The organism is Thiothrix subterranea, assembly GCF_016772315.1.
GTDB lineage: Bacteria > Pseudomonadota > Gammaproteobacteria > Thiotrichales > Thiotrichaceae > Thiothrix > Thiothrix subterranea.
In genome coordinates, this window is sequence record NZ_CP053482.1 from 687,070 (window position 1) to 709,805 (window position 22,736).

At 50.2% G+C, this 22,736-nt stretch carries 27 protein-coding genes; 20 read left to right on the top strand and 7 right to left on the bottom strand.

Annotation, left to right across the window (positions count from 1 at the left end):
- Positions 1–387 precede the first annotated feature (387 nt).
- The 5 genes from HMY34_RS03240 to HMY34_RS03260 all read left to right on the top strand — a co-directional run bounded on the left by HMY34_RS03240 (position 388) and on the right by HMY34_RS03260 (position 4,196).
- On the top strand, positions 388–1,740 hold the full coding sequence (locus tag HMY34_RS03240; RefSeq protein ID WP_443080462.1) for an IS4 family transposase: 1,353 nt from the start codon (positions 388–390) through the stop codon (positions 1,738–1,740).
- A gap of 38 nt (positions 1,741–1,778) precedes the next feature.
- Positions 1,779–2,042 (top strand): hypothetical protein, encoded by a 264-nt coding sequence (locus tag HMY34_RS03245; protein WP_202717880.1) that lies wholly within the window; start codon positions 1,779–1,781, stop codon positions 2,040–2,042.
- Positions 2,043–2,290: 248 nt separating this feature from the next.
- Complete coding sequence (locus HMY34_RS03250; RefSeq protein WP_202717881.1) at positions 2,291–2,887, top strand: tetratricopeptide repeat protein; 597 nt, start codon at positions 2,291–2,293, stop codon at positions 2,885–2,887.
- Between the two features lie 344 nt (positions 2,888–3,231).
- Positions 3,232–3,573 carry a hypothetical protein gene (locus tag HMY34_RS03255; protein ID WP_202717882.1) on the top strand — a complete coding sequence of 114 codons (342 nt, stop codon included), beginning with the start codon at positions 3,232–3,234 and terminating at the stop codon, positions 3,571–3,573.
- A 113-nt stretch (positions 3,574–3,686) separates the two neighbouring features.
- Positions 3,687–4,196: a demethoxyubiquinone hydroxylase family protein gene (locus HMY34_RS03260; RefSeq protein WP_202717883.1), complete on the top strand. Its 510-nt coding sequence runs from the start codon at positions 3,687–3,689 to the stop codon at positions 4,194–4,196.
- A gap of 148 nt (positions 4,197–4,344) precedes the next feature.
- Here HMY34_RS03260 and HMY34_RS03265 read toward each other — a convergent pair whose 3' ends face one another.
- Together HMY34_RS03265 and HMY34_RS03270 are read right to left on the bottom strand one after the other, a co-directional pair.
- Positions 4,345–4,656, bottom strand: a complete 312-nt coding sequence (locus HMY34_RS03265; protein ID WP_228287966.1) for a metal ABC transporter permease — start codon at positions 4,654–4,656, stop codon at positions 4,345–4,347.
- Between the two features lie 48 nt (positions 4,657–4,704).
- The gene (locus HMY34_RS03270) at positions 4,705–4,872 is read right to left on the bottom strand and encodes a hypothetical protein (RefSeq protein ID WP_228287967.1); all 168 of its coding nucleotides are present in this window, start codon (positions 4,870–4,872) and stop codon (positions 4,705–4,707) included.
- Positions 4,873–4,943: 71 nt separating this feature from the next.
- Between HMY34_RS03270 and HMY34_RS03275 the strand changes: the two genes are divergently transcribed.
- On the top strand, positions 4,944–5,717 hold the full coding sequence (locus tag HMY34_RS03275) for a TspO-related membrane protein (protein WP_202717884.1): 774 nt from the start codon (positions 4,944–4,946) through the stop codon (positions 5,715–5,717).
- 49 nt (positions 5,718–5,766) lie between these two features.
- Here the strand turns inward: HMY34_RS03275 and HMY34_RS03280 are convergent, their stop codons facing one another.
- Positions 5,767–7,407, bottom strand: coding sequence for a protein adenylyltransferase SelO (locus HMY34_RS03280; protein ID WP_228287968.1), 1,641 nt, complete (start codon positions 7,405–7,407; stop codon positions 5,767–5,769).
- A gap of 347 nt (positions 7,408–7,754) precedes the next feature.
- On the opposite strand from HMY34_RS03280, the gene HMY34_RS03285 reads away from it, so the two are divergent.
- Positions 7,755–8,750 carry a GDP-D-glucose phosphorylase 1 family protein gene (locus tag HMY34_RS03285; protein WP_202717886.1) on the top strand — a complete coding sequence of 332 codons (996 nt, stop codon included), beginning with the start codon at positions 7,755–7,757 and terminating at the stop codon, positions 8,748–8,750.
- 20 nt (positions 8,751–8,770) lie between these two features.
- Here HMY34_RS03285 and HMY34_RS03290 read toward each other — a convergent pair whose 3' ends face one another.
- The 3 genes from HMY34_RS03290 to bfr (HMY34_RS03300) form a co-directional block, all read right to left on the bottom strand.
- Entirely contained in the window at positions 8,771–9,901 is a 1,131-nt protein-coding gene (locus HMY34_RS03290) for a cytochrome-c peroxidase (protein ID WP_202717887.1), read from the bottom strand.
- A 133-nt stretch (positions 9,902–10,034) separates the two neighbouring features.
- Positions 10,035–10,502: a bacterioferritin gene (gene bfr / locus HMY34_RS03295; protein WP_202717888.1), complete on the bottom strand. Its 468-nt coding sequence runs from the start codon at positions 10,500–10,502 to the stop codon at positions 10,035–10,037.
- Positions 10,503–10,514: 12 nt separating this feature from the next.
- Complete coding sequence (gene bfr / locus HMY34_RS03300) at positions 10,515–10,985, bottom strand: bacterioferritin (RefSeq protein WP_202717889.1); 471 nt, start codon at positions 10,983–10,985, stop codon at positions 10,515–10,517.
- A 263-nt stretch (positions 10,986–11,248) separates the two neighbouring features.
- Here bfr (HMY34_RS03300) and HMY34_RS03305 point away from each other — a divergent pair, with 263 nt between their 5' ends.
- The 11 genes from HMY34_RS03305 to HMY34_RS20325 all read left to right on the top strand — a co-directional run bounded on the left by HMY34_RS03305 (position 11,249) and on the right by HMY34_RS20325 (position 21,515).
- Positions 11,249–11,959 (top strand): nitroreductase family protein, encoded by a 711-nt coding sequence (locus HMY34_RS03305; RefSeq protein ID WP_202717890.1) that lies wholly within the window; start codon positions 11,249–11,251, stop codon positions 11,957–11,959.
- Positions 11,956–13,029: a glutamate--cysteine ligase family protein gene (locus tag HMY34_RS03310; protein WP_202717891.1), complete on the top strand. Its 1,074-nt coding sequence runs from the start codon at positions 11,956–11,958 to the stop codon at positions 13,027–13,029. The genes HMY34_RS03305 and HMY34_RS03310 overlap by 4 nt, the downstream gene beginning before the upstream one ends.
- Positions 13,030–13,194: 165 nt before the next feature.
- Positions 13,195–13,437, top strand: coding sequence for a hypothetical protein (locus tag HMY34_RS03315; protein WP_202717892.1), 243 nt, complete (start codon positions 13,195–13,197; stop codon positions 13,435–13,437).
- 81 nt (positions 13,438–13,518) lie between these two features.
- Positions 13,519–15,633: a TonB-dependent hemoglobin/transferrin/lactoferrin family receptor gene (locus tag HMY34_RS03320; RefSeq protein ID WP_202717893.1), complete on the top strand. Its 2,115-nt coding sequence runs from the start codon at positions 13,519–13,521 to the stop codon at positions 15,631–15,633.
- Between the two features lie 11 nt (positions 15,634–15,644).
- Positions 15,645–16,694, top strand: a complete 1,050-nt coding sequence (locus HMY34_RS03325) for a ChuX/HutX family heme-like substrate-binding protein (protein WP_202717894.1) — start codon at positions 15,645–15,647, stop codon at positions 16,692–16,694.
- Positions 16,695–16,715: 21 nt separating this feature from the next.
- Positions 16,716–17,282 carry a HugZ family pyridoxamine 5'-phosphate oxidase gene (locus HMY34_RS03330; protein WP_202717895.1) on the top strand — a complete coding sequence of 189 codons (567 nt, stop codon included), beginning with the start codon at positions 16,716–16,718 and terminating at the stop codon, positions 17,280–17,282.
- Between the two features lie 11 nt (positions 17,283–17,293).
- Positions 17,294–18,157 carry a heme/hemin ABC transporter substrate-binding protein gene (locus tag HMY34_RS03335; protein WP_202717896.1) on the top strand — a complete coding sequence of 288 codons (864 nt, stop codon included), beginning with the start codon at positions 17,294–17,296 and terminating at the stop codon, positions 18,155–18,157.
- Between the two features lie 6 nt (positions 18,158–18,163).
- On the top strand, positions 18,164–19,213 hold the full coding sequence (locus HMY34_RS03340) for a FecCD family ABC transporter permease (RefSeq protein ID WP_202717897.1): 1,050 nt from the start codon (positions 18,164–18,166) through the stop codon (positions 19,211–19,213).
- Positions 19,213–20,028, top strand: coding sequence for a heme ABC transporter ATP-binding protein (locus tag HMY34_RS03345; protein WP_202717898.1), 816 nt, complete (start codon positions 19,213–19,215; stop codon positions 20,026–20,028). The genes HMY34_RS03340 and HMY34_RS03345 overlap by 1 nt, the downstream gene beginning before the upstream one ends.
- A gap of 12 nt (positions 20,029–20,040) precedes the next feature.
- The gene (locus HMY34_RS03350) at positions 20,041–21,387 is read left to right on the top strand and encodes a hemin-degrading factor (protein ID WP_202717899.1); all 1,347 of its coding nucleotides are present in this window, start codon (positions 20,041–20,043) and stop codon (positions 21,385–21,387) included.
- Positions 21,384–21,515: a hypothetical protein gene (locus HMY34_RS20325; RefSeq protein ID WP_266096944.1), complete on the top strand. Its 132-nt coding sequence runs from the start codon at positions 21,384–21,386 to the stop codon at positions 21,513–21,515. The genes HMY34_RS03350 and HMY34_RS20325 overlap by 4 nt, the downstream gene beginning before the upstream one ends.
- Positions 21,516–21,640: 125 nt before the next feature.
- On the opposite strand, the gene HMY34_RS03355 is transcribed toward HMY34_RS20325, so the two are convergent.
- Positions 21,641–21,973, bottom strand: a complete 333-nt coding sequence (locus HMY34_RS03355) for a hypothetical protein (RefSeq protein ID WP_202717900.1) — start codon at positions 21,971–21,973, stop codon at positions 21,641–21,643.
- A 271-nt stretch (positions 21,974–22,244) separates the two neighbouring features.
- Between HMY34_RS03355 and HMY34_RS03360 the strand changes: the two genes are divergently transcribed.
- The gene (locus HMY34_RS03360) at positions 22,245–22,457 is read left to right on the top strand and encodes a (2Fe-2S)-binding protein (protein ID WP_202717901.1); all 213 of its coding nucleotides are present in this window, start codon (positions 22,245–22,247) and stop codon (positions 22,455–22,457) included.
- Between the two features lie 17 nt (positions 22,458–22,474).
- Positions 22,475–22,669, top strand: a complete 195-nt coding sequence (gene hemP, locus HMY34_RS03365) for a hemin uptake protein HemP (protein WP_202717902.1) — start codon at positions 22,475–22,477, stop codon at positions 22,667–22,669.
- The last annotated feature ends 67 nt before the right edge of the window (positions 22,670–22,736 follow it).

The following is a 22,736-nucleotide window of genomic DNA, read 5'->3' on the forward strand; positions in this document are numbered from 1 at the left end:
TATGTTTGACCACAATCAGGGCGGAAACAGGCAGGACGGCAATGGATAGGCAACGGTTGGTGGGGAATCATCAGGCAACAGGGGCTGACGGGGCGATGGGCAAAAAAAGCAATCCCCTTATAGATAAGGTGTCGGACTCCGTAGCACGCGGTTCCGTCCAACAAGGCATTTATGCCCAATGCTGCCGCACACGGCATAAAATGCTTTAACGTTGGCTGTAGAAACTCTCTCGGATTATTTTGGGTGATAATCAGGCATCATAAGTACTAGAAATCATAGAAAATTTTTCATATACAGAGAAAATTTAATTAAATGTTGGTGTGGTATCTTAAGTCATCTCCTTATACACAAGTTCCCAAGCTGATGTAAGATAAGCAATTTTCACTCATGAACTGGTCATCTACCGAACTCACCGATCTTGATTTGGGAGACAAGCGTCTCGAAACACGAGCCGCTCATATCCTCAAAGCCATGCTGAAAGCCCCCCAGTCCAGCATCCCTAAGGCTTGCCAAAGTTGGTCAAGCACCTTGGCGACGTACCGTTTCTTCTGGAATGAAGCGGTGAGCCATGATGCTTTGATGGCATCCCACTTTGAAGCGACAGAGTGCCGAATTCGTCAACAAGATTCGCGGATTATCCTGTGTATTCAAGATACGACCGAACTGGACTTCAATGGACAGGAAACCGAGGGTTTAGGGCGGTTATCCTACGACAAGCAACGCGGGATGTACCTGCATCCGACCTTGTGTATCACCCCAGAACGTTTGCCGTTGGGCATCACCGATACGTGGATGTGGTCACGGGGATTGAGCAAAGCTGCCGACCAAGCCAACCCCAGCATCAAAGAAAGCCGCCGTTGGATTGAAGGGTATGAGCGAGTAGCCGAACTGGCGGCACGCTGCCCTGAACACCGCCTCATCTATGCGGGCGACCGTGAAAGCGACTTTTACGACTTACTCAAACGGGCGCAAGCCTTGGATTACCCGGCTGACCTGCTGATACGGGCGCAACATAACCGCGCCTTGGGGGATGACCTCAAACTGTGGGACGCCATTGATCAACAAAAGGCGTTGACCCGTATCACCTTTACCAAACCGCGCAAGCAGGGTGAAAAGCCCCGTAAAGTGGTACAAGAAATCAAGGTGTTACGTTATACCTTGCGTCCCAAGAGTAAGCATCCGATGCTATTAACCTTAGTTCAAGCCAAAGAAATCAACCCACCCGCCGGAAAATCGCCCCTCATTTGGCGTTTAGTCACCAACCGTTGTGTGGAGACCGCTGATGCTGCCTGTGAACTCATCGACTGGTATCGAGCGCGTTGGGAAATCGAAATGTTTTTTGATGTCCTGAAAGTTGGTTGTCGCATCGAAAAACTGCAACTGGACACCAAAGAGCGCATCGAAAAAGCCCTCGCGCTCTACATCATGGTGGCCTGGCGGATTATGTTTCTGATGCGCTTGGGGCGTACCTGCCCAGAACTTCCGGCTGATCTGGTGTTTGACCCGCTGGAATGGAAAGTATCCTTCCGGCTCGGCAAAAAAGCACTACCCGATGGCATACCCACCCTTAATCAAGTGATCCGCAATCTGGCAGAACTGGGGGCTTTTTGGGCAGAAAATCCGATGGCGAACCGGGGGCTAAAAGTATCTGGCTTGGCTACTCAAGGGTGCTGGACTGCATTTATGGCATTCAGATGGCTAGTGAGTTGGGAATGGATTGATTTGTGTATAAGGAGATGATCTTAAGTACCAACATACTAATGCAAGGAATACCAGATATGAATTTAGTAGAGTTTTATAAAGAAATAGATAATCGTAGGGAAGATCAGATTTTAGAGAACTTTGATCTGGTTATCTCTCCTAAAGCAGTGATTGAAATTCATAAGGAACTTTCTACTAAATCTGTGTCAGAGATTCCACCGCAGTACAGAGCAGATGTTCAAAAATTCCTTGAATCCAGCCTGATACTACCGGATGCAGAAAATCAAGAATTAGATAATTATCTTTCAAAGCTTTTATCGGATCTACGAGAAATACGATAGAATGATGTTATAAAAATTTTCTTAAAGCAAAGATTAAATTAATTCTAGATATAAGTAGCTTTCCTCTAAAATTAATAGTAAGTTATTTTTATCCACTTTCTCTTTAAAAAACGTTGGACAGTATTTGAGGAATAATATAAATGATGTAAAACGTGGCATGATTAAGAAATGAATTGATAAATTCGGATGTATTTATCAGAATCTTAATTTTTATTGTATCCTAATAACCGGGTAGACATGAGGAAATCATGAGTGAATTAACGAATGCACAAAAAATATATAGTATGGGTATTGAAGTTAAAAAGCAAGGGAATGCTCAAGATGCCTTCATATATTTTGAAGCCGCAGCTAAACTTGGTGATAGTTTTGCACAATATGAACTAGGTTATGCATATAGCTTTGGAATTGGCATTGATCAAGATTATGAAAAATCTTATTATTACTATGCATTATCAGCAAAACAATCACACTTAACTTCTATGGTTAATATGGCATCTCTACTAATTAATGGTTACGGTGTTCAGCGTGATGAAACCAAGGCAGTTGAACTACTAACAATAGCTGCTGATAAAGGAGATATTGGTGCTTATACTAGCCTTGGCTCATACCATTGGAGTAAAAATAACACTGCTGAAGCAATCAAATGGTTTTCTCTAGCAGCATTAGATAATAAACACCCTGGTGCTTTTGCTGCACAGTATAGATTAGGATGTATCGAAGAACTTCGTTCTCAAGGTCTTATCCCGAAGTATTGGCTACAAGCAAAAGCTTGGTATCAACTAGCGGCAAAAAATGGTCATAAAGATGCAGCTATTGCTTTGGAGGAAAGATTCAACAAAAAATAAATAAGTTAATTAAATCAAATATTTGTTTCGTTTTTGGTTACAATTGATGCGCCAACAAGTGTGTCGACGACGGACGCGGTGACAGCCCGCGACTCCGACCGACTTACTCCCCGCCCCGCCCGTCAAGTCGGACGTTGAGGCTGTAGAAAAACCTCCAAACCACTTTTTCGATTTTTTGGAATTGAACGAAGAATAAACAAGCGTGCAATTCTACGTAAATCTTTGATGAGTTTTCAGTGAAAAATGTTCAAAGATTTACGTAGATCATGCCGCTTTTGAAATTTTGTTAGAGAAACCTAGGTTTTTCTACACCCTCGTTATCATTAATTGATGAGCCAATGAAAATGGAAGCAGAAAAAAAAGCAAAATTATTAAGTGAAAAATATTTAAATAATAGTGCTGTCAGTTTTGAAACTGAACATTTCGATGATAGACAGTTAAACCCAAAAGGGTGGCAATACAAAAAATATGGCAATTCTACAAAAGGCAGAGACAAATTAGCGTACTGTAGAGAAAATATGAATTTAATGGAAGATAATGGTAGGTGTGCAAGAAATGATAGTGACCCACGGTATTATGAGAATTTAATATTTATGGATGATAATAGAGTGATTGAAGTAAAAACTAGCCCAAGTAGAAGTGGTAATTCTTGTTCGTACTCTTTTTTTACGGTAACTAAAAAATGATAACAAATCAATCAAGTTCGCCCACAAAAAAACCTGTGGGCTGAGACTCGGCATAAAGCGCCGATCCCCTTACTTCAAACGTTAAATTCGCAAGTCAGGAAGATCTTCGCTTAATGAAAGAAGTGGAACGTATTCTTAGAGTAAATCATGCCGGTGAATATGGAGCTATCAATATTTACAAGGCACAACTTTTTGTTGCTCGGATGTTTTACAAAGATATTGCGTCACAATTAGAGGAAATGCTTGCTCACGAAAAGGTACATTTCAACACTTTCAATAATCTATTGATTTCGCGATCAATTCGTCGCTGTTACGCAATCCATTTTTGGGCATTTGGTGGTTTTTCATTAGGCTTATTTACTGCTATTATTGGGCGCAATGCAATTTGGGTTTGCACCAACTCAATTGAAAGTACAGTGTTGCATCATCTTGAATGGCAATTAGAATTTTTAAGTAAAAATGATATTGAAGTTCATGCTGCGGTTTTAAGTATCAAAGCTGACGAAGAAGCTCATCAAGAGTTTGGTCAAACGAATGAAAATAGTTCTTTGGTCTACAAGCCAATATTTTATATTGTCAGGCGGGCTACAGAATTTGCAATTTGGCTTTCTACCAAGTTGTAAAATTTAACAAGGCGGTCAACCATCGTTCCGCTTCGCTCCACTGGACAGCCTCTATATTTTAGAGGAGGGAGTGCAGAAGATGAAAGGAATAGGGATAAGTATTGACCTATCGGGAATTAACAAGCTGAGATGAAAAGCAACAAGCAACTTATTTTTTTGCCAACCGATACCCCAACCCCGCCAACGCCAAAAACCACACAATACTCGCCCCGGTCGGCAAATCCAGCCACGCCGACACCGCAATCCCCGCCGCATAACCCAACACCCCCAACCCAAAAGCCGGAAGCAACGCAGGCTGCTCTTGCGCTTTGCCCATCACCGCCAATGCCGGAATCACCAAACTGGCAAACACCAAATACACCCCGACGATTTGCACCGAAAACGTAATCACCACCGCGAACACCAGATAAAAAGTGCGCCGCGCAAACAGCCGAGGCAACCAGTGCGGAAACTGCCACACCACCAGTGCAGGCGCGAGGATGGAAAGCTGTAACCACCAATCTATCCGCTACCTCTGCACGCTGGTCAGGCGTTGGATAATGTCATCAAACAGCGTAAACAAATCGGTCGCTGCTGGTGTGCCGCCCACCGTAGACGGCAACATCACCACCGGAATCCCCGCTTTTAATGCGGTCGTTGACGCTAATGGACAAGCAGGCTCCTGCATTAACCACAAACTTGCGCCAAACCCGATTTTCTAGGATTCTGTCCGCCAAGCCGTGATTAATCCGCAGGAGCACCGTCAACATGGAACCTACTTTCACCCGTAAAAGCACCGAATGGGGCGGGGCGCTTGCCGCTTTCGTGTTGATGGTGTTGGTCAATGCGCTATCGAATGTCATTCCCCTCGGCGGTCAAACGCAGAAGGACATTTCCGATAAATACCCCACTTTATTCACGCCGGATGGTTTTACGTTTTCTATCTGGGGCGTGATTTATCTCAGCCTGGCCGGATTTGTGATCTATCAGGCACTCCCCGCGCAACGCCACAACACCTTGGTATCGAACGTTACCCGGCTGTTCATTCTCACCTGCATCGCGAATATCGTCTGGTTATTTTGCTGGCACTACGAACAGCTCTGGTTATCGTTGCTGGTGATGGTCGTTTTACTCGTGCTGTTGGTGAAGATTTACCGCACGTTGGGGATTGCTACCCAACCTGTCACCTGGACACAACACCTGTTGTTAGTGCTGCCCTTCAGCCTTTATACCGGCTGGATTACGGTTGCCACCATCGCCAATCTCACCATCGTGCAACAAGCAATGGGGTGGGAAAATGCCGGTTTGGATGCGATCAATTGGACATTACTGAAACTCGCCATTGCGGCAGTCATCAGCGCCATCGTCATTTTAAAACGCCATGATATGATCTACGGCTTGGTGATTGCTTGGGCGGCTTACGGGATTATGAGCAAACAAAGTGGCACACCCGAAATCGCCAGTGCCGCCTTGCTGCTGGTTGCCGTGGCGGTGATGCTGGTGGCGTATCAAGGCGTTTCCCAGTTATGGAAATCACCTTGACTTCAGAACATTAGCTGACCAAACGGTTGAGAAACCTAACAGTGCCGGATCAAGAGGAACAGCTATAGTGCGACACGCCGCCAGCGTTAAAAAACACAGTTGGTTTCAGGCAGTAGTACCTGTCTTCCTCTGCTTGTGCTTGCTCATCATAGGGGTTGCTCAGTACGGCTTGCAGCTCTTTGATCAACGTGTAGTCACCCTGCATGGCTTGTTGATAGGCAGGGACAATCAACCACTCCCGCCATGCGTATTTGGGGTTAGTCCGTTTCATCTTTTTTGATATTTCAGCCAAATCACCGTCGTTGATCACGAGATCACGCCAGCTTGTTAGCCAGGATTGCCATTGCTCATCGAGTTGCGATGAAGTCTTGACATAAAAGCTCTTTTTCAATGCTGAAATATCGTCCGGGATATGGGATAACTCGCGGAAGAAAAGGGTGTAATCCACCGCTGAGTCAGCCATTAACTGCATCAACTGCTTGAAAAGTGTTGGTTGGAATTCAGTCAAGCCCAGTTTGGCTGCCCACATCTGTTGAATCTGTTTTTGCATGGTCTCTGCAAAATCGTGACGTATCTGGTCGAACCGTTCTAAAGCTTCAGCGTCTTTCGCCAGCAGCGGCCTCACCGATTTCCAGAACATGTGATAATTAGTCTCTGCTGCGTTTGGCTGGTTGAAAAATGAAAAGTGCTGCCCACCGCCCGTCCAAGGCTGAAATTCAGGGTCAAAAATTTCACAAAATCCAAAGGGGCCATAATCGAGGGTGAAGCCACCTGCGGCACAGTTGTCACTGTTAAAATTCCCTTGGCAGTAACCAACCCGTAGCCAATTAGCCACCAGTGACGTAAGACGCTGGCGAAATAACCTAGCCAGCTCAACCAACTGATCTGCAAAAGCAAGAATCTGATTAATATCGCTTTTGTATTCCCGCTCAATCAGATGCGACACAATCATTCTCAACTCTCCCAATGCTGTTGGATGCGCATGACTGCGGGCGCGACGGGCAAATAACTCCAACTGACCAACACGCAAAAAAGAGGGTGCAACGCGCGTTGAAATAGCCACAGGATTATCCACCATAATATCGGGGTCAGTGGAGTGGGAATCCTGAGAATACCAGGGTCGGGTAACGGTTTCGGCTTTGGAAACATACAGCGTCAAAGAGCGCGAGGTCGGCACACCCAAAGCGTGCATGTAATCTTGCGCTAGGAACTCCCGCACACTGGAACGCAGCACTGCACGCCCGTCGCCACCACGGCAATAAGGCGTCCGGCCACCGCCTTTCAATTGCATTTCCCAGCGCTGGCCATTGATGATGCCTTCAAACACGGATATTGCCCTGCCATCACCATAAGCATTACCCGTGCCGAACGGGCATTGCCGGGTATATTCGGTGCCATAAATCGACAGTGCGTAACCTGTCGCCCAGCCTACCTGACGCATAGGCTTCTGCGCCGCAGAGAGATCGCCGGAAAATACCTGGCGAAATTTTTCATCCAGCGTCAGCTCATCACTCAACCCAAGTTCCTTGAAAAAAGTGCTGCTGTGGGTTACGTATTCCGGGTCTGGAAGCGGCGTGGGTGTCACAAGCACGAAGTGACCGGAAAAAACCTGACGGGCACGGTGATCATGACCATCGCTTATAGCGTCAGGGTCGGCATTCAAGGTATCCATCAGGGAATAATCTGCCAAGTGCGCAAATTCATCGAAGCTTGTTACGCAGGACTCAGCAGAGGGTTTGGATGAATATAACATGGTTACTAACACCGGTAGATTGTTGGGAAAAGCTAACACCATATTAACCGAAGCTGCCCGGGGGAATGAGAAAGCACACTTCTGTCAGGCCAACCATGCAACATTTTTTCCGTAAGCCATCACCCCCAAGCAGCAAAAACAGATAGCCCGTTATTTTCATTTCGTTATATAGTCTCAGACCGCATTATTATCGGCAGGGTGCTGGCATTTACCCGCCGTTCCTTTCCGCTGACGCCGCTGGTGTACGGACTGATCCTGTTCCAATAATATAAGGCGCAACTGTCATGCTTTTCACCACTTCACCCGACGCTTTCAAAACCCGCTTTGCCGACGGTTTACAGAACATGCTCACGCCCGACGGCTTGGGCGCGTTTATCTTGGTACTCGCCAACAGTATGCAAGACGCAGGATTACGCGAACAACTCGCCACACCTTTACGCGAGACGTTTGCACAACTGCAACAGCGCAAGCCTGACGGCCCGGTGGATGATGTCGCCACCGTCGCGGCGCTGCTGAAAACCGGCATCGAGATTTTTTCCGGCTGGGAACACGCACGCGCTGAACCGTGGGAATTGGTGATAAACCCATTACGGAGTCTGCGCCCAGCGCGGGTATCGAGCGAAGTCTTCAGCGAATTGTTCCAACCCTTTGCAGCGGACAAATTTCACTTCAACAAACCCTTTCTGCGCCCCGAAATCTTGTGGGAAGGCACAGCGGAAGGCATGAATTTACGGGTGTTCTACAACAAGTTTCCGTTTGCACCTTGGCACACGCTGATCGTGCCTGAACCGCAAGCCACCTTGCCGCAATTCCTGACACAACCCTACCATGAACGCATCATGGCGCTGGCTGCCAGCACCGCCACCTACCTACCGGGGTTTGGGATAGCATTCAATAGTGTCGGCGCGTATGCCTCGGTTAATCAACTGCATTTTCAGGGATTTATTCGCCCATCACGCTTTCCGGTGGAAGCAGCGCAATGGCAGCATAACGGCGGCACACAAGCCTACCCGTTGCACTGCTGGCGGGCGGATTCTGCGCAAGCAGCGTGGGAAATCATTGCAGCATTGCATCAGGCTAACCAACCTTACAACCTGTTGTATCGGGCTGAAAGTTGTTACATCCTGCCACGCAAAGGGCAAGGCACGGTGAGCCTACCGGATTGGTTACAAGGCATTGGTTGGCACGAGCTGTGTGGCGTGTTTAACTTGGTGGATAGATCAGCGGCAACGATGCACAGCACGGTATTTTCGGATCAGCTATCACTGCTAACTGCTTGAGACCAGAACTGCATACATTTTTATTTGAGCAAATGTTCATAACGCTGATCCGTCAGCGTCTTCATAAACGCCACCAACGCATCCACCTCCGCATCTTTCAAAGCAGATGCTTGAAATTCATCGGTTTGTAAGGCGAGATTACCTGCGACTTCCGGCACATCCCACGGTTTGCTAGTTTCCGGGTTGAGGGTGCGCTGCGCATTATTAAACTTGTCGTAAAACAATACAACGGTACGCAAATCGGCAAACACGCCATTGTGCATATACGGCGCAGTCACTGCGACATTGCGCAAGGTTGGCACTTTGAATTTGCCCGCCGCTGTGGGGTCGCTAATGTCGGGGTGTGCCAACAAACCTTGATCAACGAAATCCTTAGCCTTGCCATTCGCCGCCCGTACCGCGTGATTGGTCGGCACTCCCAAGTTGTGGTACTCGTAATTGCTGAAGGTTTCGCCCTCACTACCGGGAAAGGCTTTCACCTGATGGCAGCGGTTGCAATTGGTGAACTGCTGGGAAAAGAACAAGGATTCACCCAACGATTCCTGATCCGTCAGTTCGACCTCCCCTTTCAAATAGCGGTCATATTTGGAATCAAACGGCGCGAACAGCTCGGTTTTTTCAAACTCACCCAAACTTTCCGCCATTGCCGCGTAAGCCGTTTCCGGCGTGTCGAAAACACTTGCGCCGAAAAGCTGTTTGAACGCGCTAACGTAATCCTGATTTTCCTGCAAACGCGCCACCACGCTCGCTTTGTCCGGCATCCCCATTTCCACCGGATTCAGTGGCGGCTCGCCCGCCTGCCCAGCTAAATCGTTCTCGCGCCCATCCAGAAATTGCCCACCGATATAGTTACCCGCTTTGTTCTGGTGAAAATCTGGGCTGAATTTGGCGTAAGTTGCTGTTGGTGCATTGCGATCCCCCAAGGATTTGCCGTCATCGCCCAAGGAAACCGCTTTACCCACCGCTGTGCTGCGATTATCCACGAAACCGTGTTCAGGATTGTGGCAAGTGGCGCAAGATTGCGTGCGGTTTTTCGATAGATTCACGTCAGAAAACAGCTTTTCGCCCAAGGCGGCTTTGGTATTGAGGGGAGGATTAGCAGCAATGGCAGTTGATGCCAAGCACAATAAGCAGAAAAAAAGAAGGCGCATGGTGTGGCTTTCAGTGATTACAAAGCCTGTAATATAAATGAGAATGCTTTACATAACAATATGGAAAATCCCTGTCTGGGTAATGCGCCGCATCCGAAGACCGCGTGTGCCTGAACAGAGTATGGGAGGGAACTTACATCTGTGACTGTAAATAGTTCTGCAAGCCGATTTTGTCAATCAAACCCAGTTGCTTTTCCAGATAATAGGCATGATCTTGCTCGGTGTCATCCAGTTGGCTACGCAGCATTTCGCGGGTGACGTAATCTTGCTCTTCTTCGCAGATGTTCATCGCCGCCTTCAGCGCACCCACCACATGGTATTCCAGCGCAAGGTCATTCTTAAACATGCTGGGCACATCGGAACCCACATTCAGGCTGTCTTGATTGTTCAGATCCGGCACACCTTCGAGGAAGAGGATACGGCGAATAATGGCATCGGCATGGGCACTTTCTTCCTGACGTTCATGCTCGTAATGTTCAAACAACTTGGTCAAGCCCCAGTCGTCACACATGCGCGAATGGATGAAATATTGGTCGCGTGCTGCCAATTCACCCGCTAACAGGGTTTTCAGCACGTCGATAACGCGGTCGTTTCCTTTCATAATGTCGTCTCCTTATGCGTTCATCATGGATTGTAAATAATTGGGCAAACCGGCATTCTGGATTGCCCATTGCTGGGATTCCAACCAGTCGATTTGCTCTTCTTCCTCTTCAAGGATTTCTTGCAGCATGTCGCGGCTTACGTAATCCTGCGCTTGTTCACACGCCGCAATCACACTGCGCAATTCAGCCACCACTTCACCCGCTAAACGTAAATCGTTGGCGATGATTTCCGGCACATCTTCGCCAAGATACAGCTTGCCAAGGTCTTGCAGATTGGGCAGTGCTTCCAGAAACAGGATACGTTCGATCAGCTCGTCCGCCTGTTTCATGGCGTTAATGGAACGCTTGTATTCGTGCTTGTTGAAACCTTCCAAGCCCCAGTTTTTACACATGCGGGCGTGCAGGAAGTATTGGTTGATCGCCGTCAACTGGCTGCGTAGCGCCAGATTCAGCGAACGGTTGATGTCGGGATTTCCTTTCATCGCTATTATCTCCTGATTGTTTGTGTGATTTATAGTTGCGTGGAAGTCAATGCTACCGTTCAACAAGCATTGAAGCAATTACATATTTTCTTTGTGTAACAATAACTTAAGTAACAATTATCAAAATCATTCCCAATAACACCGATTTCACTTGCCAAAATAAATGAGAATCAATATTATTATTGACAAGTCGCTCCCCTCACGTAAGCCACCTCTCCTACTAGCCAGCGTGTTTTTTACACCCCTATACCAGAGGATTGGTCATGACCTACCTGCACTCCATTTTCAAACCCAAGGATATGGCGTTGGCACTGGCAGTGGATCGCGTCATCCGCAACCGCCGCACACGAAAAGTGTTAGGCCACCTGCATTCCCCTGCCGTTATTCCCCACGGCTTCACCGAAAAAGTGGAAGAAGCCGTGCGCATCGCCGGTTGGGCACCGTTCCATTTCCCCGCCAATAAAATTCACCGTCAGAATGAACTTGATTCATGCGTCCCTTGGCGTTTTTACGCGCTGGATCAAGCCAGTTGCCTGACCTTGGCACAGTGCCTGCTGGATAACGGCGCGGGCAATGTGACCGAAGATTCCACCATTATCCGCATGTTAGCCGCTGCCGGTTCGGTGGTGTTAAGCACCTGGCTGCCCGAACCGGATCACAGCAGCAAAGCGCAACACATGAACGAAGAACACCTTGCCGGTGCTGCCGCCGCCGTCCAAAACCTGTTACTGGCAGGCGAAGCCCGCGATCTGCAAACCTATTGGTCTAGCGGTGGCGTGTTAGCCTCCAGCGAATGTTTCAAGCTGTGCGGCATCCCCACAGAACAAAAATTATTGGGCGCAATTTTCATGTTCCCGCCCCAACCAGACAGTGCCGCAGACATTCACGAAGGCAAATTGCGCAACCAACGCGGCACACCGGATAGCTGGCGCACGTGGGTGTCATTGAGCAAACCACAGGAGCAAGCTGCATGAATCCGTTCCGTTTTGGCATTGAACACGAAGTCGCGTTTTACCGCGCTGACGGCAAATTTGCCGATTTCACCAACACTGGTTTTGAGGATTTCCAGCAAATCGTTGACCGCCTGCCGGAACACCCCGCTGATGCCGAGCATTTGCGCAGTGGCGATGCGGGTATCCGCCGTAAACGTTGGTATATCGAGGGTTACGAACGCTTCAACGAAGATGGCACACTGCGGACTTGCACCCCCAAAGGCATCGAGATCCGTACCACCATTCACACCAGTATTCAAAGTGCGTTGAACGAATTGCAAGACAGTTACACCTTGTTGCTGGAGATGGCGGCGCGTTATGGCTATCGCCCTGCCCCCGTCAGTTTCAACCCAGAACAGGTAAAATTCACTCCCAACCCACCGCTGAATGCGTTTGAGCGCGAACAACAGCGCAACGAATCGCCCGAAGAACGCGATACTGCCCACATCCCCATGCTCACTTATGGCCCTGACTTGAGCTTATCGCAACTCGGCATGAATAGTGCGGTAATGGTGGATGCTGCCAGCAAACTGACGTATTACAGCCCGTTTATTGTGCCGTTCAGCTTCAATTCGCCATTTTATGCGGGAGAAATCTGGTCGGGTTTGTCGATCCGCACATGGAAACGTACCGGTGCACGCCCCGCCGCGTTGGTGTTCCCACCCGATAGCGGGCATCTGCTGCATTCAAACCCTACCCTGACTAAAGCACCGCGTCATCCGGCAGAAGCAGGACGGATTGAGTTCAAAGCGTTTGATTCCAGCAGTGATTTTACCTTGTATGGCGCACTGTTTGCCTTGCTGAAAGGTCTGGTGCTGGATGATAGCTTACCGGGGCGAGCCATTGTACCGAATGCGCACCAACATCAAATGGCGGCGATGCAGGCATTTGATAACCCCTTGATTTTCAAGTTTGCATGGCAAGCACTCCATGCCGCTGATCGGGCATTGGGCAATGACCCTGACCATCAGTTGTTGGAACCGCTGTTTGATATGTTGCAACGCAAGCGCACGCCCGCACATGAGTTGCTGGAGATGAGGTTGTGCGCATAATATTAATAAGAATTAATTTCATCTAAATGCACTCTAACACTTGCCAACACAAATGCTAACAATTATCATTAAATATCGTTACTACCTCCTATAATCTTGCGCAAGCCAGCTTCTGAGCCAAGTCAGCCAGCGTACTTTTTTCAAACATGATGGAAAAAAGACGTTATGAATCAGCCTGAATATTGCAAGCAACAACACAGCAAAAACCCCCAACTCAACCGCTTGCAACAAGAACGTGAGCAACTACAGCAAGACCTTGCCGAACTGCAAGATGACCTGAAAATAGTGCAAAATCTCATCCGGCATAAACAGCAAAAACTCCGGGCGCTGAATCAGGATATTGTCACCAAAACCCGCCACGTCAGACCGGTATTGGTTTGTTTAAACGGTGGGCGCACCACCGTGTAAACGCCCTCCCCCTTTACACTTAGCCATCCACGCTTGCGTTGGTAGCCAAATGACCTTATTGAAGTTTTGAGGACAATTTGTATGCCATTCGTAACCCAAAAATCGTTAGTGTTATCCTGCTCGCTCTTGAACCTTATCGCCGCTACCAACGCATCTGCCGAAGAGGTATTTTCACTTGATACTGTAGTCGTAAGCGCCTCCAAAACTGCACAGAAGCAAGGCGAAACCGACGGCACCATGAGTGTCGTTAAACAGGAAAGCATTCAGAAAAACATGGCGAGTTCCGTGGATGAAATCTTTAAGTACACGCCATCCGTGACGGTCAGCGGCTCCGGTATCCGGGGTGATTCCCCCATCAATATTCGCGGCATTACCGGCAACCAGGTACTGACCAACGTCGATGGCGTGCGCCAACCCAAAGCCCTGAGTTTCGGCTTCCTCAGTTCCAGCCGTCATTTTCTCGACCCGAATACCCTCAAGCAAGTGGAAGTGATTCCGGGGCCTGCCTCTTCCCTGTACGGCAGTGACGCACTGGGCGGGGTAGTTTCCTACATCACCAAAGACCCCGACGATATTTTCCAGGAAGAAGGCAATGGCATCGGTGGCAGCACTAACCTGCATTACGACAGTTCGGACAAAGGTTTTTCCAAATCCGTCAGCGTCGCGGGGCGCAAAGGCAATGTCGAATCCATGCTGGTTGTGACCCAACAAGACGGTGAGGAAACCAAAAACAAAGGCGAACGCGCTGGCACAGGCGCAACCCGTGACATTGCCGACCCACAAAATACCAAGGATATGAACATCCTCGGTAAAGTTAAAATTCTGTCAGGCAAAGGGCAAACCCTGAAGCTAACTGCCGAGAAAAACAAAACCGAAGAAAATACCCAAGCACTCAGTAACTCACTGGCAAACACCGTTTACAAAGATGAAAAGCAACGCTCCCGTGTCAGTGCTGAATACCAATTGGAAAGCGCCACCGCCGCCTTTGACCAAGTAACCGCACGCCTCGACTGGCAAAAAACCGATACGGATCAACTAGCAACTTATGTATCACGCGGCGCACCTGCCAGCTATGACTCCGATTACAAGGAAGACACCACGGTTTTTAATCTGGATTTTGAAAAAGACTTCGACACGTCCAGCACTGCACACACCCTCAGCTACGGTTTGAATACTGAAAAAACCGATTATGAACAATGGCGTAACAGCAGTGCCAGCGGTGTCGGGCGGGGAATGCCCAAATCCGCCAGTAAATCCATTGCCGTTTACGCACAAGACCGGATCAAATCAGACGGTTCACACCTGACCATAACCCCCGGTATCCGCTACGACAGCTACACGATTGACCCGCAACCGGATGCGCTCTACCTCAGCAGCTCACCTGCCGACCGCACACCGGGTAAAAGCAGCGAAACGCAAACCTCCTTGAAATTAGGCGCAACTTACGACCTGAATGATCAGCAAAGTGTGTTCGGTCACATTGCCCAAGGCTTTAAAGCCCCCGATATGAACCAGTTGTACGAAAGTTTTGACCGCCCCGGCGCTTACAAAAACAGTGCCAACCCCAATCTCAAACCGGAAAGCGTCGACAGTGTGGAACTCGGCTACCGTTTCGGCACAGACAAGACCAATGTGGAAGTCGCGGCGTTTCACAACAAATATGAAAACTTCATTGAGCAAGTCAATCTAGGCGCACAAGCAGGCTACCCAATGGGCGTGTTCCAAAACCAGAACCTCAGCGGTGTCACCATCAAAGGCGTAGAAGCCAAAACCAGCGTCAATGTCACGGATAACGTTCAAGTGCGTGGTGCAGTGGCCTATGCAAAAGGAACAGCAGAAAAATCTGGTCAAAAACAACCGCTCAACTCCGTTGCACCCATACACGGTGTGGTTGGCGTTAGCTATGACGCACCCGGCAAACGCTGGGGTAGCGAACTGTCATTAACCGCCGCTGCCGGTAAAAAGAAAGAGGATGTGGATAGCACCACCACCCCGTTCCTTTCCCCTAGCTACAACCTAGTGGATGTTACCGCCTACCGCAAACTGGGCAAAAATGTGCGCTTGGATGCGGGTGTTTTCAACGCTACCGACAAGCAATATTGGGAATGGGAAAGCGCCCGTAACCTGACAGCCACTCAACGTAGCCGTTCCGAACCTGCCCGCCACGTCAAAGTCGGCCTGACTTGGGATTTTTAAAGGATACCGCCATGAAACCGCTAACCCATTTGGCAGAACGCCACCCGCTAATGCGCTTCAACCCGGTGGTTGCCGCTGCCAATGATGCCAGCAACCAAGCGGCATCCAGCCATAATGAAGCCGCCATTATGGCTGCCTTGGTCGGGCAACAGGCCAAACGCCTGCATAACGATTGGCAACAATTGTTGCTGCGTCTAAGCCGTTTGGGTGGAACCTTATTCATCACCCGCCACGGCAAGACCAGCCATGAGAAACTGCTGCGCCTTTACAAAATAGCCCTTTCGGGCAACACCGCCAGCATTACAGATCAGGATGGCAGTCTGGAACTCGACCTCAGTCACTGGCATTGTGCATTTGCCCTGCACGACCAGTGTGAGCTGGATAAAGCCTGTGTCAGCTTTCACTTTTTCGACATTCACGGCAAATTGCTGCACAGCATTTACCCCACACTCTCCTGCAAGGAACTGGGGGCTGACTGGCTGTTGCCACTGTATGCCGTTGATCAAACACCTGAAACGTTTCTGCTGCCACCGAGTCTCCCCCACAAACGGCGCACCTCAGCGGCAGCGGACGTCTGCTCATTGGTGGCACATTGGCGGCATTTGCAAAGTTGCCATGCCATTCCGGTGATCCTTCAGAAACACCAACTGACGCGCTGGCAAGCCATTCAACTATTGCCGCGTGAATATGTCCAGCCTGCACGACCTGATGCTATCCGTCACGTACTGGAACAGGCTCGCGCCCAGCAATTGGAGGTATGGCTATCCCTGCATAACCCCGGCATTACCCAAACGCACGTTGGCATTCCCCATTTGACCCGACCTAATGCGGTCTACAACCGCTCGCAAGATGCGTGGTTTCGCCTGCATTTGGATGACAGCGATTTACACCATACGTGGATTGTCCACAAGCCCACCCAGACGGGCATGGTGTCCTCACTGGAAGGCTACGACAGTAACGGCGAATTGCTGTTGATGCTATCCGCCAAACCGCCCGCCAATTTGCCGCATACGCTGCAATGGCAACAACTGTTACAAGACTTTGCCGCCAAGACGGCTTGAACCTAACCTGAGCGAACGACAATGACTATTCAACCCCGCGACCTGAACGCTGTAATGGCGGAATTCCGCAACTTCCACCACGAATTTGAAACCCTGCTAATGGCAACCTGCAACGCCCAAGGCGAACCGGATGCCAGCTACGCGCCTTATGTCGAACACCTCAGCGATTACTACGTGTACGTGAGTGAACTTGCCACCCACACCGAAAACCTGACCGCGACTGGGCGATGCAGCCTGATGTTCATCGAAGATGAAGGCGATGCCAAACACGTGTTTGCACGCCGCCGGGTCACGCTGCGCTGTGAGGCGGAAGAAATTCCGCGTGAAAGCGCCGCGTTTGACATCGTGCTGGATGCGTTTGTGGCACGTTTCGGCAAATTCATGGACATGATGCGCAAACTTAATGACTTCCATCTGTTCCGCCTGAAACCGCAAACGGGTGGCTACGTGGCAGGCTTTGCGCAAGCGTATACGCTGAGTGGTGAAGGCTTGAGTGAAATTCGTCACCGTAATGAAAAAGGGCATCGAAGCCCGGATAAGGCAACCGCCAGCGAAATGGATGACCTGCGCGACGGAACAGGCAGCTAAAGGAGAAAACCATGCGCATATTATTAAATCTCTCAGTTTTCGCCCTGCTCGTCTTCGTCATTGCCCGTGTAGCAATGGCTGAAACCCAGCCAGCCGCCACGCAACGTATTGTCTCCGTCGGCGGCGCACTCACCGAAATCGTCTACGCCCTCAACGCTGACAAGCAACTGGTTGGCGTAGACACCACCAGCCAATACCCCGCAACTGCCACCAAACTGCCGCAAGTCGGCTACCAACGCCAACTCTCCGCCGAAGGCGTGTTGTCACTGCAACCCAATGTGATTGTGCTGACCGAAGAAGCCGGGCCACCCGCCGTACTAGAACAAATCAAATCGGCTGGCATCAAGATCGTCACCCTACCGGCTGAACATTCCGCTGACGGCGTGGTAAAGAAAATTCAGGGAGTCGCCGATACCATCGGCAAAACAGCGGAGGGTGAAGCAATGGTGCTGGAATTCAAACGTAAACTGGCAGCCACCCAACAAGCCCTGCCGCAAACCAACAAACCCAACATAGTCTTCCTACTCAATGTCGGCAATGGCTCACCAATGGCAGCGGGACGCAACACCGCCGCTAATGCCATGATTGGTTTAGCAGGTGGCAATAATGCTTTCGGTGACACCCACGACGGTTACAAACCCGTCAGCAGCGAAGCTATGATTGCCGCCAACCCCGACATTATTATGCTCACCAAAGACACATTGGAAACCCTCGGCGGCATCGACAAAGCCATCGCCATTCCCGGCGTTTCCCTCACCACCGCAGGCAAAACCAAACACATTGTCACAATGGATAGCCTTTACATGCTCGGTTTCGGCCCACGCCTGCCCGAAGCGGTGCAAGAACTGGCGCAATTACTCCACAAGGGACAATAAGCCCCCATGCTCATGGAATCCCGCGCCCGCCTGACGCTGTTGTTGCTGACAGGCTTGCTACTAATCGTGTTCGTGCTGTCCCTTGGGATTGGTGCGGTTGCCATCCCACCGCTGGAAGTGCTGGGAATACTGGCGCAACAGCTTGGCTTGCCCGTTGCTTCCACGTTTGATCCCGGTCATGTATCGGTATTGCTCGACATCCGCGCCCCGCGTGTGGTGCTGGGCATTATGGTCGGTGCTGGGTTGGCAATCACGGGCGCAACCGTGCAAGGTTTGTTCCGCAATCCGCTGGCTGACCCCGGTTTGATCGGTGTTTCCAGCGGCGCGGCGTTAGCAGCGGTCATGGTGATTGTGCTGGGGGCAACCTGGTTGCAGGGCATCAGTACTTTGCTGGGGCATTACACCCTGCCGATTGCCGCCTTCATTGGCAGTTTGGGGGTGACGATGCTGGTGTATCGGTTGGCAAATATTCACGGGCGCACCGACATTGCCACCATGTTGCTGGCGGGGATAGCCATCAATGCGCTGATGGGCGCGGCGACGGGCTTGCTGACTTACGCCGCCAATGATGCGCAATTGCGTACCCTCACCTTCTGGTCAATGGGCAGCCTTGGCAATGCAACTTGGGCGCAAGTGCTGAGTGCCGCGCCGCTCTTGCTGTTGCCGATCATGGCCTTGCCGTTTTTTGCCCACGCGCTCAACGCGATTTTGCTGGGGGAAGCCGAAGCGGGGCATCTGGGTTTCAACCTTGAACGCATCAAGCGGGTGCTGATTGTGCTGGTCGCGCTGGTGGTGGGAACAGCGGTGGCTTTGACGGGGGTAATAGGCTTTGTCGGGCTGGTCGTGCCACATTTGCTGCGGCTGGCATTGGGGCCGGATCACCGTTTCCTGTTGCCCGCCTCTGCCCTGCTAGGGTCAAGCCTGTTGCTGGCTGCGGATTTGCTGGCGCGTACCTTGGTTGCCCCGGCTGAATTGCCGATTGGCATTATCACCGCTGTGATTGGCGGGCCGTTTTTCCTGTGGCTGTTGAGCCGCTACCGCACCCGGAGTTTCTGATGTTACAGGCTGACAATATTCATGTGCAGATTAGCGACAAAACCTTGCTGGATGGCGTGTCGCTGGATCTGCTTCCCGGTCAGGTGCTTGCCATCGTCGGGCCAAATGGCGCAGGCAAAAGCACCTTGTTGAAAGTGCTGAGTGACGAACTTGCCCCCACGCAAGGGCAGGTATGGCTGAACAATAAAAAGCTGCACCTGTGGCCTGCCCGCGAACAGGCACAAGTGCGGGCTATTTTGCCGCAAAGTTCCCGACTGGGTTTTCCGTTTCGGGTGGAAGACGTGGTAATGATGGGGCGTAGCCCCTACCGTCACACCCATACCCACCGCCAGAATCAGGAAGCCGCCCAGCAAGCCATCGACATGGCACAAGTTGGGCATTTGCGCGGACGCATTTTCACCACACTGTCTGGCGGTGAACAGCAGCGCGTGCAACTGGCGAGGGTCTTGGCGCAATTGTGGAACGCAAATTCGTCCGCCCCACGTTACCTGCTACTGGATGAACCCACCTCAGCACTGGATTTGTCCCACCAGCACCATGTGTTGGGCTTGGCGCACCATTTGGCACAAACCGCAAATATCGGCGTGCTCGCGGTGTTGCATGACCTCAACCTTGCCGCATTGTATGCCGACCAAATAGCCATCATTGCCGATGGCAAACTGCAAACCTGCGGCACACCCGCCGAGGTATTGCGCCCTTGCCAGATTAAAACCGCTTTCGACGTGAATGTGGAAGTGATTCCCCACCCCGCACAGGCAGCCAGCCCGCTGGTGATTGCCCGCAAACCCGTCTTTAACTTGCACCCTACCGCTTAGGAACAAACCACTATGAACACTCGTCCCCTCAAGGAAATTTGGCAAGAATTCCACACCGCCAACCCGACTGTCCGTATCCGTGATGCTGCCGCGCAATTGGGCGTAAGCGAAGCGGAATTAGTGGCAACGGGCTGTAGCGAAACCTGCACCCAACTCTTGCTGGACTGGCACGCCATTCTCAGTCAATTGCACACGCTGGGAACGGTGATGGCACTGACCCGCAGCGATGCAATGGTGCATGAGGCCACCGGATATTTCGCCGAACCGCATTTCCACGGCGATACCGCGCTGTTTTTCCGCCCCGGTCTGGATACACGCTATTTTTTGGGAAGCTGGAAACATGCTTACGCCGTGAATGAAAATGGACGGCTGAGCTTGCAGTTTTTTGATGCCTACGGCACGGCTACACACAAGATTTATATGCAGGAACATAGCCATCTGAGTGCTTATCATCAACTGGTTGCCGATTTCCGCACCCCACAACAACGTCAGCACATCCATGTGGAACGTGCCGTGCCTGATCTGCCCCAACCATTGGTCGATCAGACCATAGACATTACCAGCTTGCGTCAGTCTTGGGCAAAAATCCGCGATGTACACGAAGGCAACCGCATTATCAAAAACCTCGGCGGCAACAGGCGAGCCATTTACCGCGCCCTGGGGTCAGACTACGCACAGTTGCTACCCAGCAGTACGGTGGAAACATTGCTAACCGCATTGGCAGAACAACAACTGCCGCTAATGCTGTTCGGCATGAATGAAGCAACGGTGCAATCCTACGGCGGCACGATCAGTAAATTGCTGCAAACCGGGCCGTGGTTCAACGTGCTTGATCCCGGTTTCAACCTGCATTTGCGCACCGGGGAAATCGGCGAAGTCTGGCGGTTACGCAAACCGTCAGATGATGGCTGGGTAACAAGTCTGGATGTGTTTGACTGGCACGGGCAGGAAATCATGGTGATGACTGATAATCGTGGGCGGGGGAACAGGAATCCGTGGCTTGGACTAAATTATTGCTGGGCATGGAGCCGCAGCAATGATGTGATGCACTATCCAATGCTTGAAAACCATTGTCGCCGCTATAACCATCACTCCCTCACAATTAATGCTACAAGGCGCAACGGTCATGCTCTTCACCACCTCCCCCGACGCTGTTTTATCAGTCCATCACGCTTTCCAGTGGAAGCGGCTCAATGGCAACATAATGGCGGCACACAAGCCTACCCGTTGCACTGCGGGTGGATAGATTATGCGCAAATGGCGTGGGGAAATCATTGCAGCAGGCTAACCAACCTTACAACCTGTTGTATCGGGGTGAAAGTTGTTACATCTTGCCACGCAAAGGACAAAGCACGGTGAGTTTACCGGACTGGCTGCAAGGCATTGGCTGGCATGAAGTGTGTGGCGTGTTTAACTTAATGGAACACCCTTCAGAACAGAGCAATAGCGCAACATTCACACACGAATTAGCGCGGCTGGCGTATTGATTCCGTTCAAGAAAAAGGGGCTTACGCCCCTAGCAAGGTTCAAAATTCCAAGAGAGGAACTAGGAGCCTGTCAGGCCAAGGTTATTTTTATCAAGGCTAACCCGACAGGTTGTACACACGTTAACTCAGGCACAATCACGCTGTGCTTGCACAGCCGTTGGTTTTGACCTGAAAGGAATAATGTCGGCGCTCGACGGACGCGGAAAAAAGCTGTGGTAAATGCTTTCCAATTGCTGGCTGACTTCATGCGAACAGCGAACCAATAACAAACATTTTACCAATTCGTGCTGCACCTGCTGACTAGGGTTGCATAGCTCATTCAGACAGAAATCGCCTTGTTCAAGGCATTGCTGCAATTCGTGTTTGTCAAATCTGGCGACTTGTTCACCCGTCTGGCGATTGTGCAAGCTGATAAACGGGTCAACCCGATCCAGCCATGCGTTTACATAAAACGTCATCACACACCTCACTATTCCTTGAAAATAAGAAATAATCTGGCTGGTGCGGAGTTACAACGTCATACACTGGCTTGACTACTTTTTGTTGCCGTTTTGAGGAGAGGGCAAAAACCTGTAAGATGCAACCAATGATAATGATTCCTGTTACCGAGTCAAGCATTTTTTGAGAAATTTTCTCATTTCAAAAAATAACTGAGAACCACTTGTATTTGTAGTTGATCATGATTATCATCACCGGACGTTTAAGAATGATTACTGTTTAGGTGATGCCATGTACGTTTGTATTTGCCACTCTGTGACCGACAAAGCGATCAAGAAAGCCGTTAAACAAGGCCACGAGACGCTGGAAGCCATTCAACAAGAGCTAAAAGTCGGCACGTGTTGCGGGCGTTGCAAAAGTCATGCCTGTGAAGTCATCGAAGAAACCCTCAACCCTGATACCCTCCACTTTAACCTTAACCTGATGCAAGGTGCATTCGCATGATGACTGGAGCTTTGAGAATGACGGATGTAGAACCACACCGTATCAATCTGGAAGAATTGATGCGCGGCTGCAAAAAAATCATTCTTCAGCACGGCAAGCGACCTTATTGTTTGACCATTACCCGCCGGGGCAATTTGATCCTCACTTCGGCAGATGATGACGCAGACAAGCAACCTTTGCTTGACCGTTCCGCTGAAGAGTCCGACCGATAACGATTCATCAACACCTTTAACAGTCAAGCCAATCAGCGTTATTGCCCCAGCCAGACCTGTTTTTTCG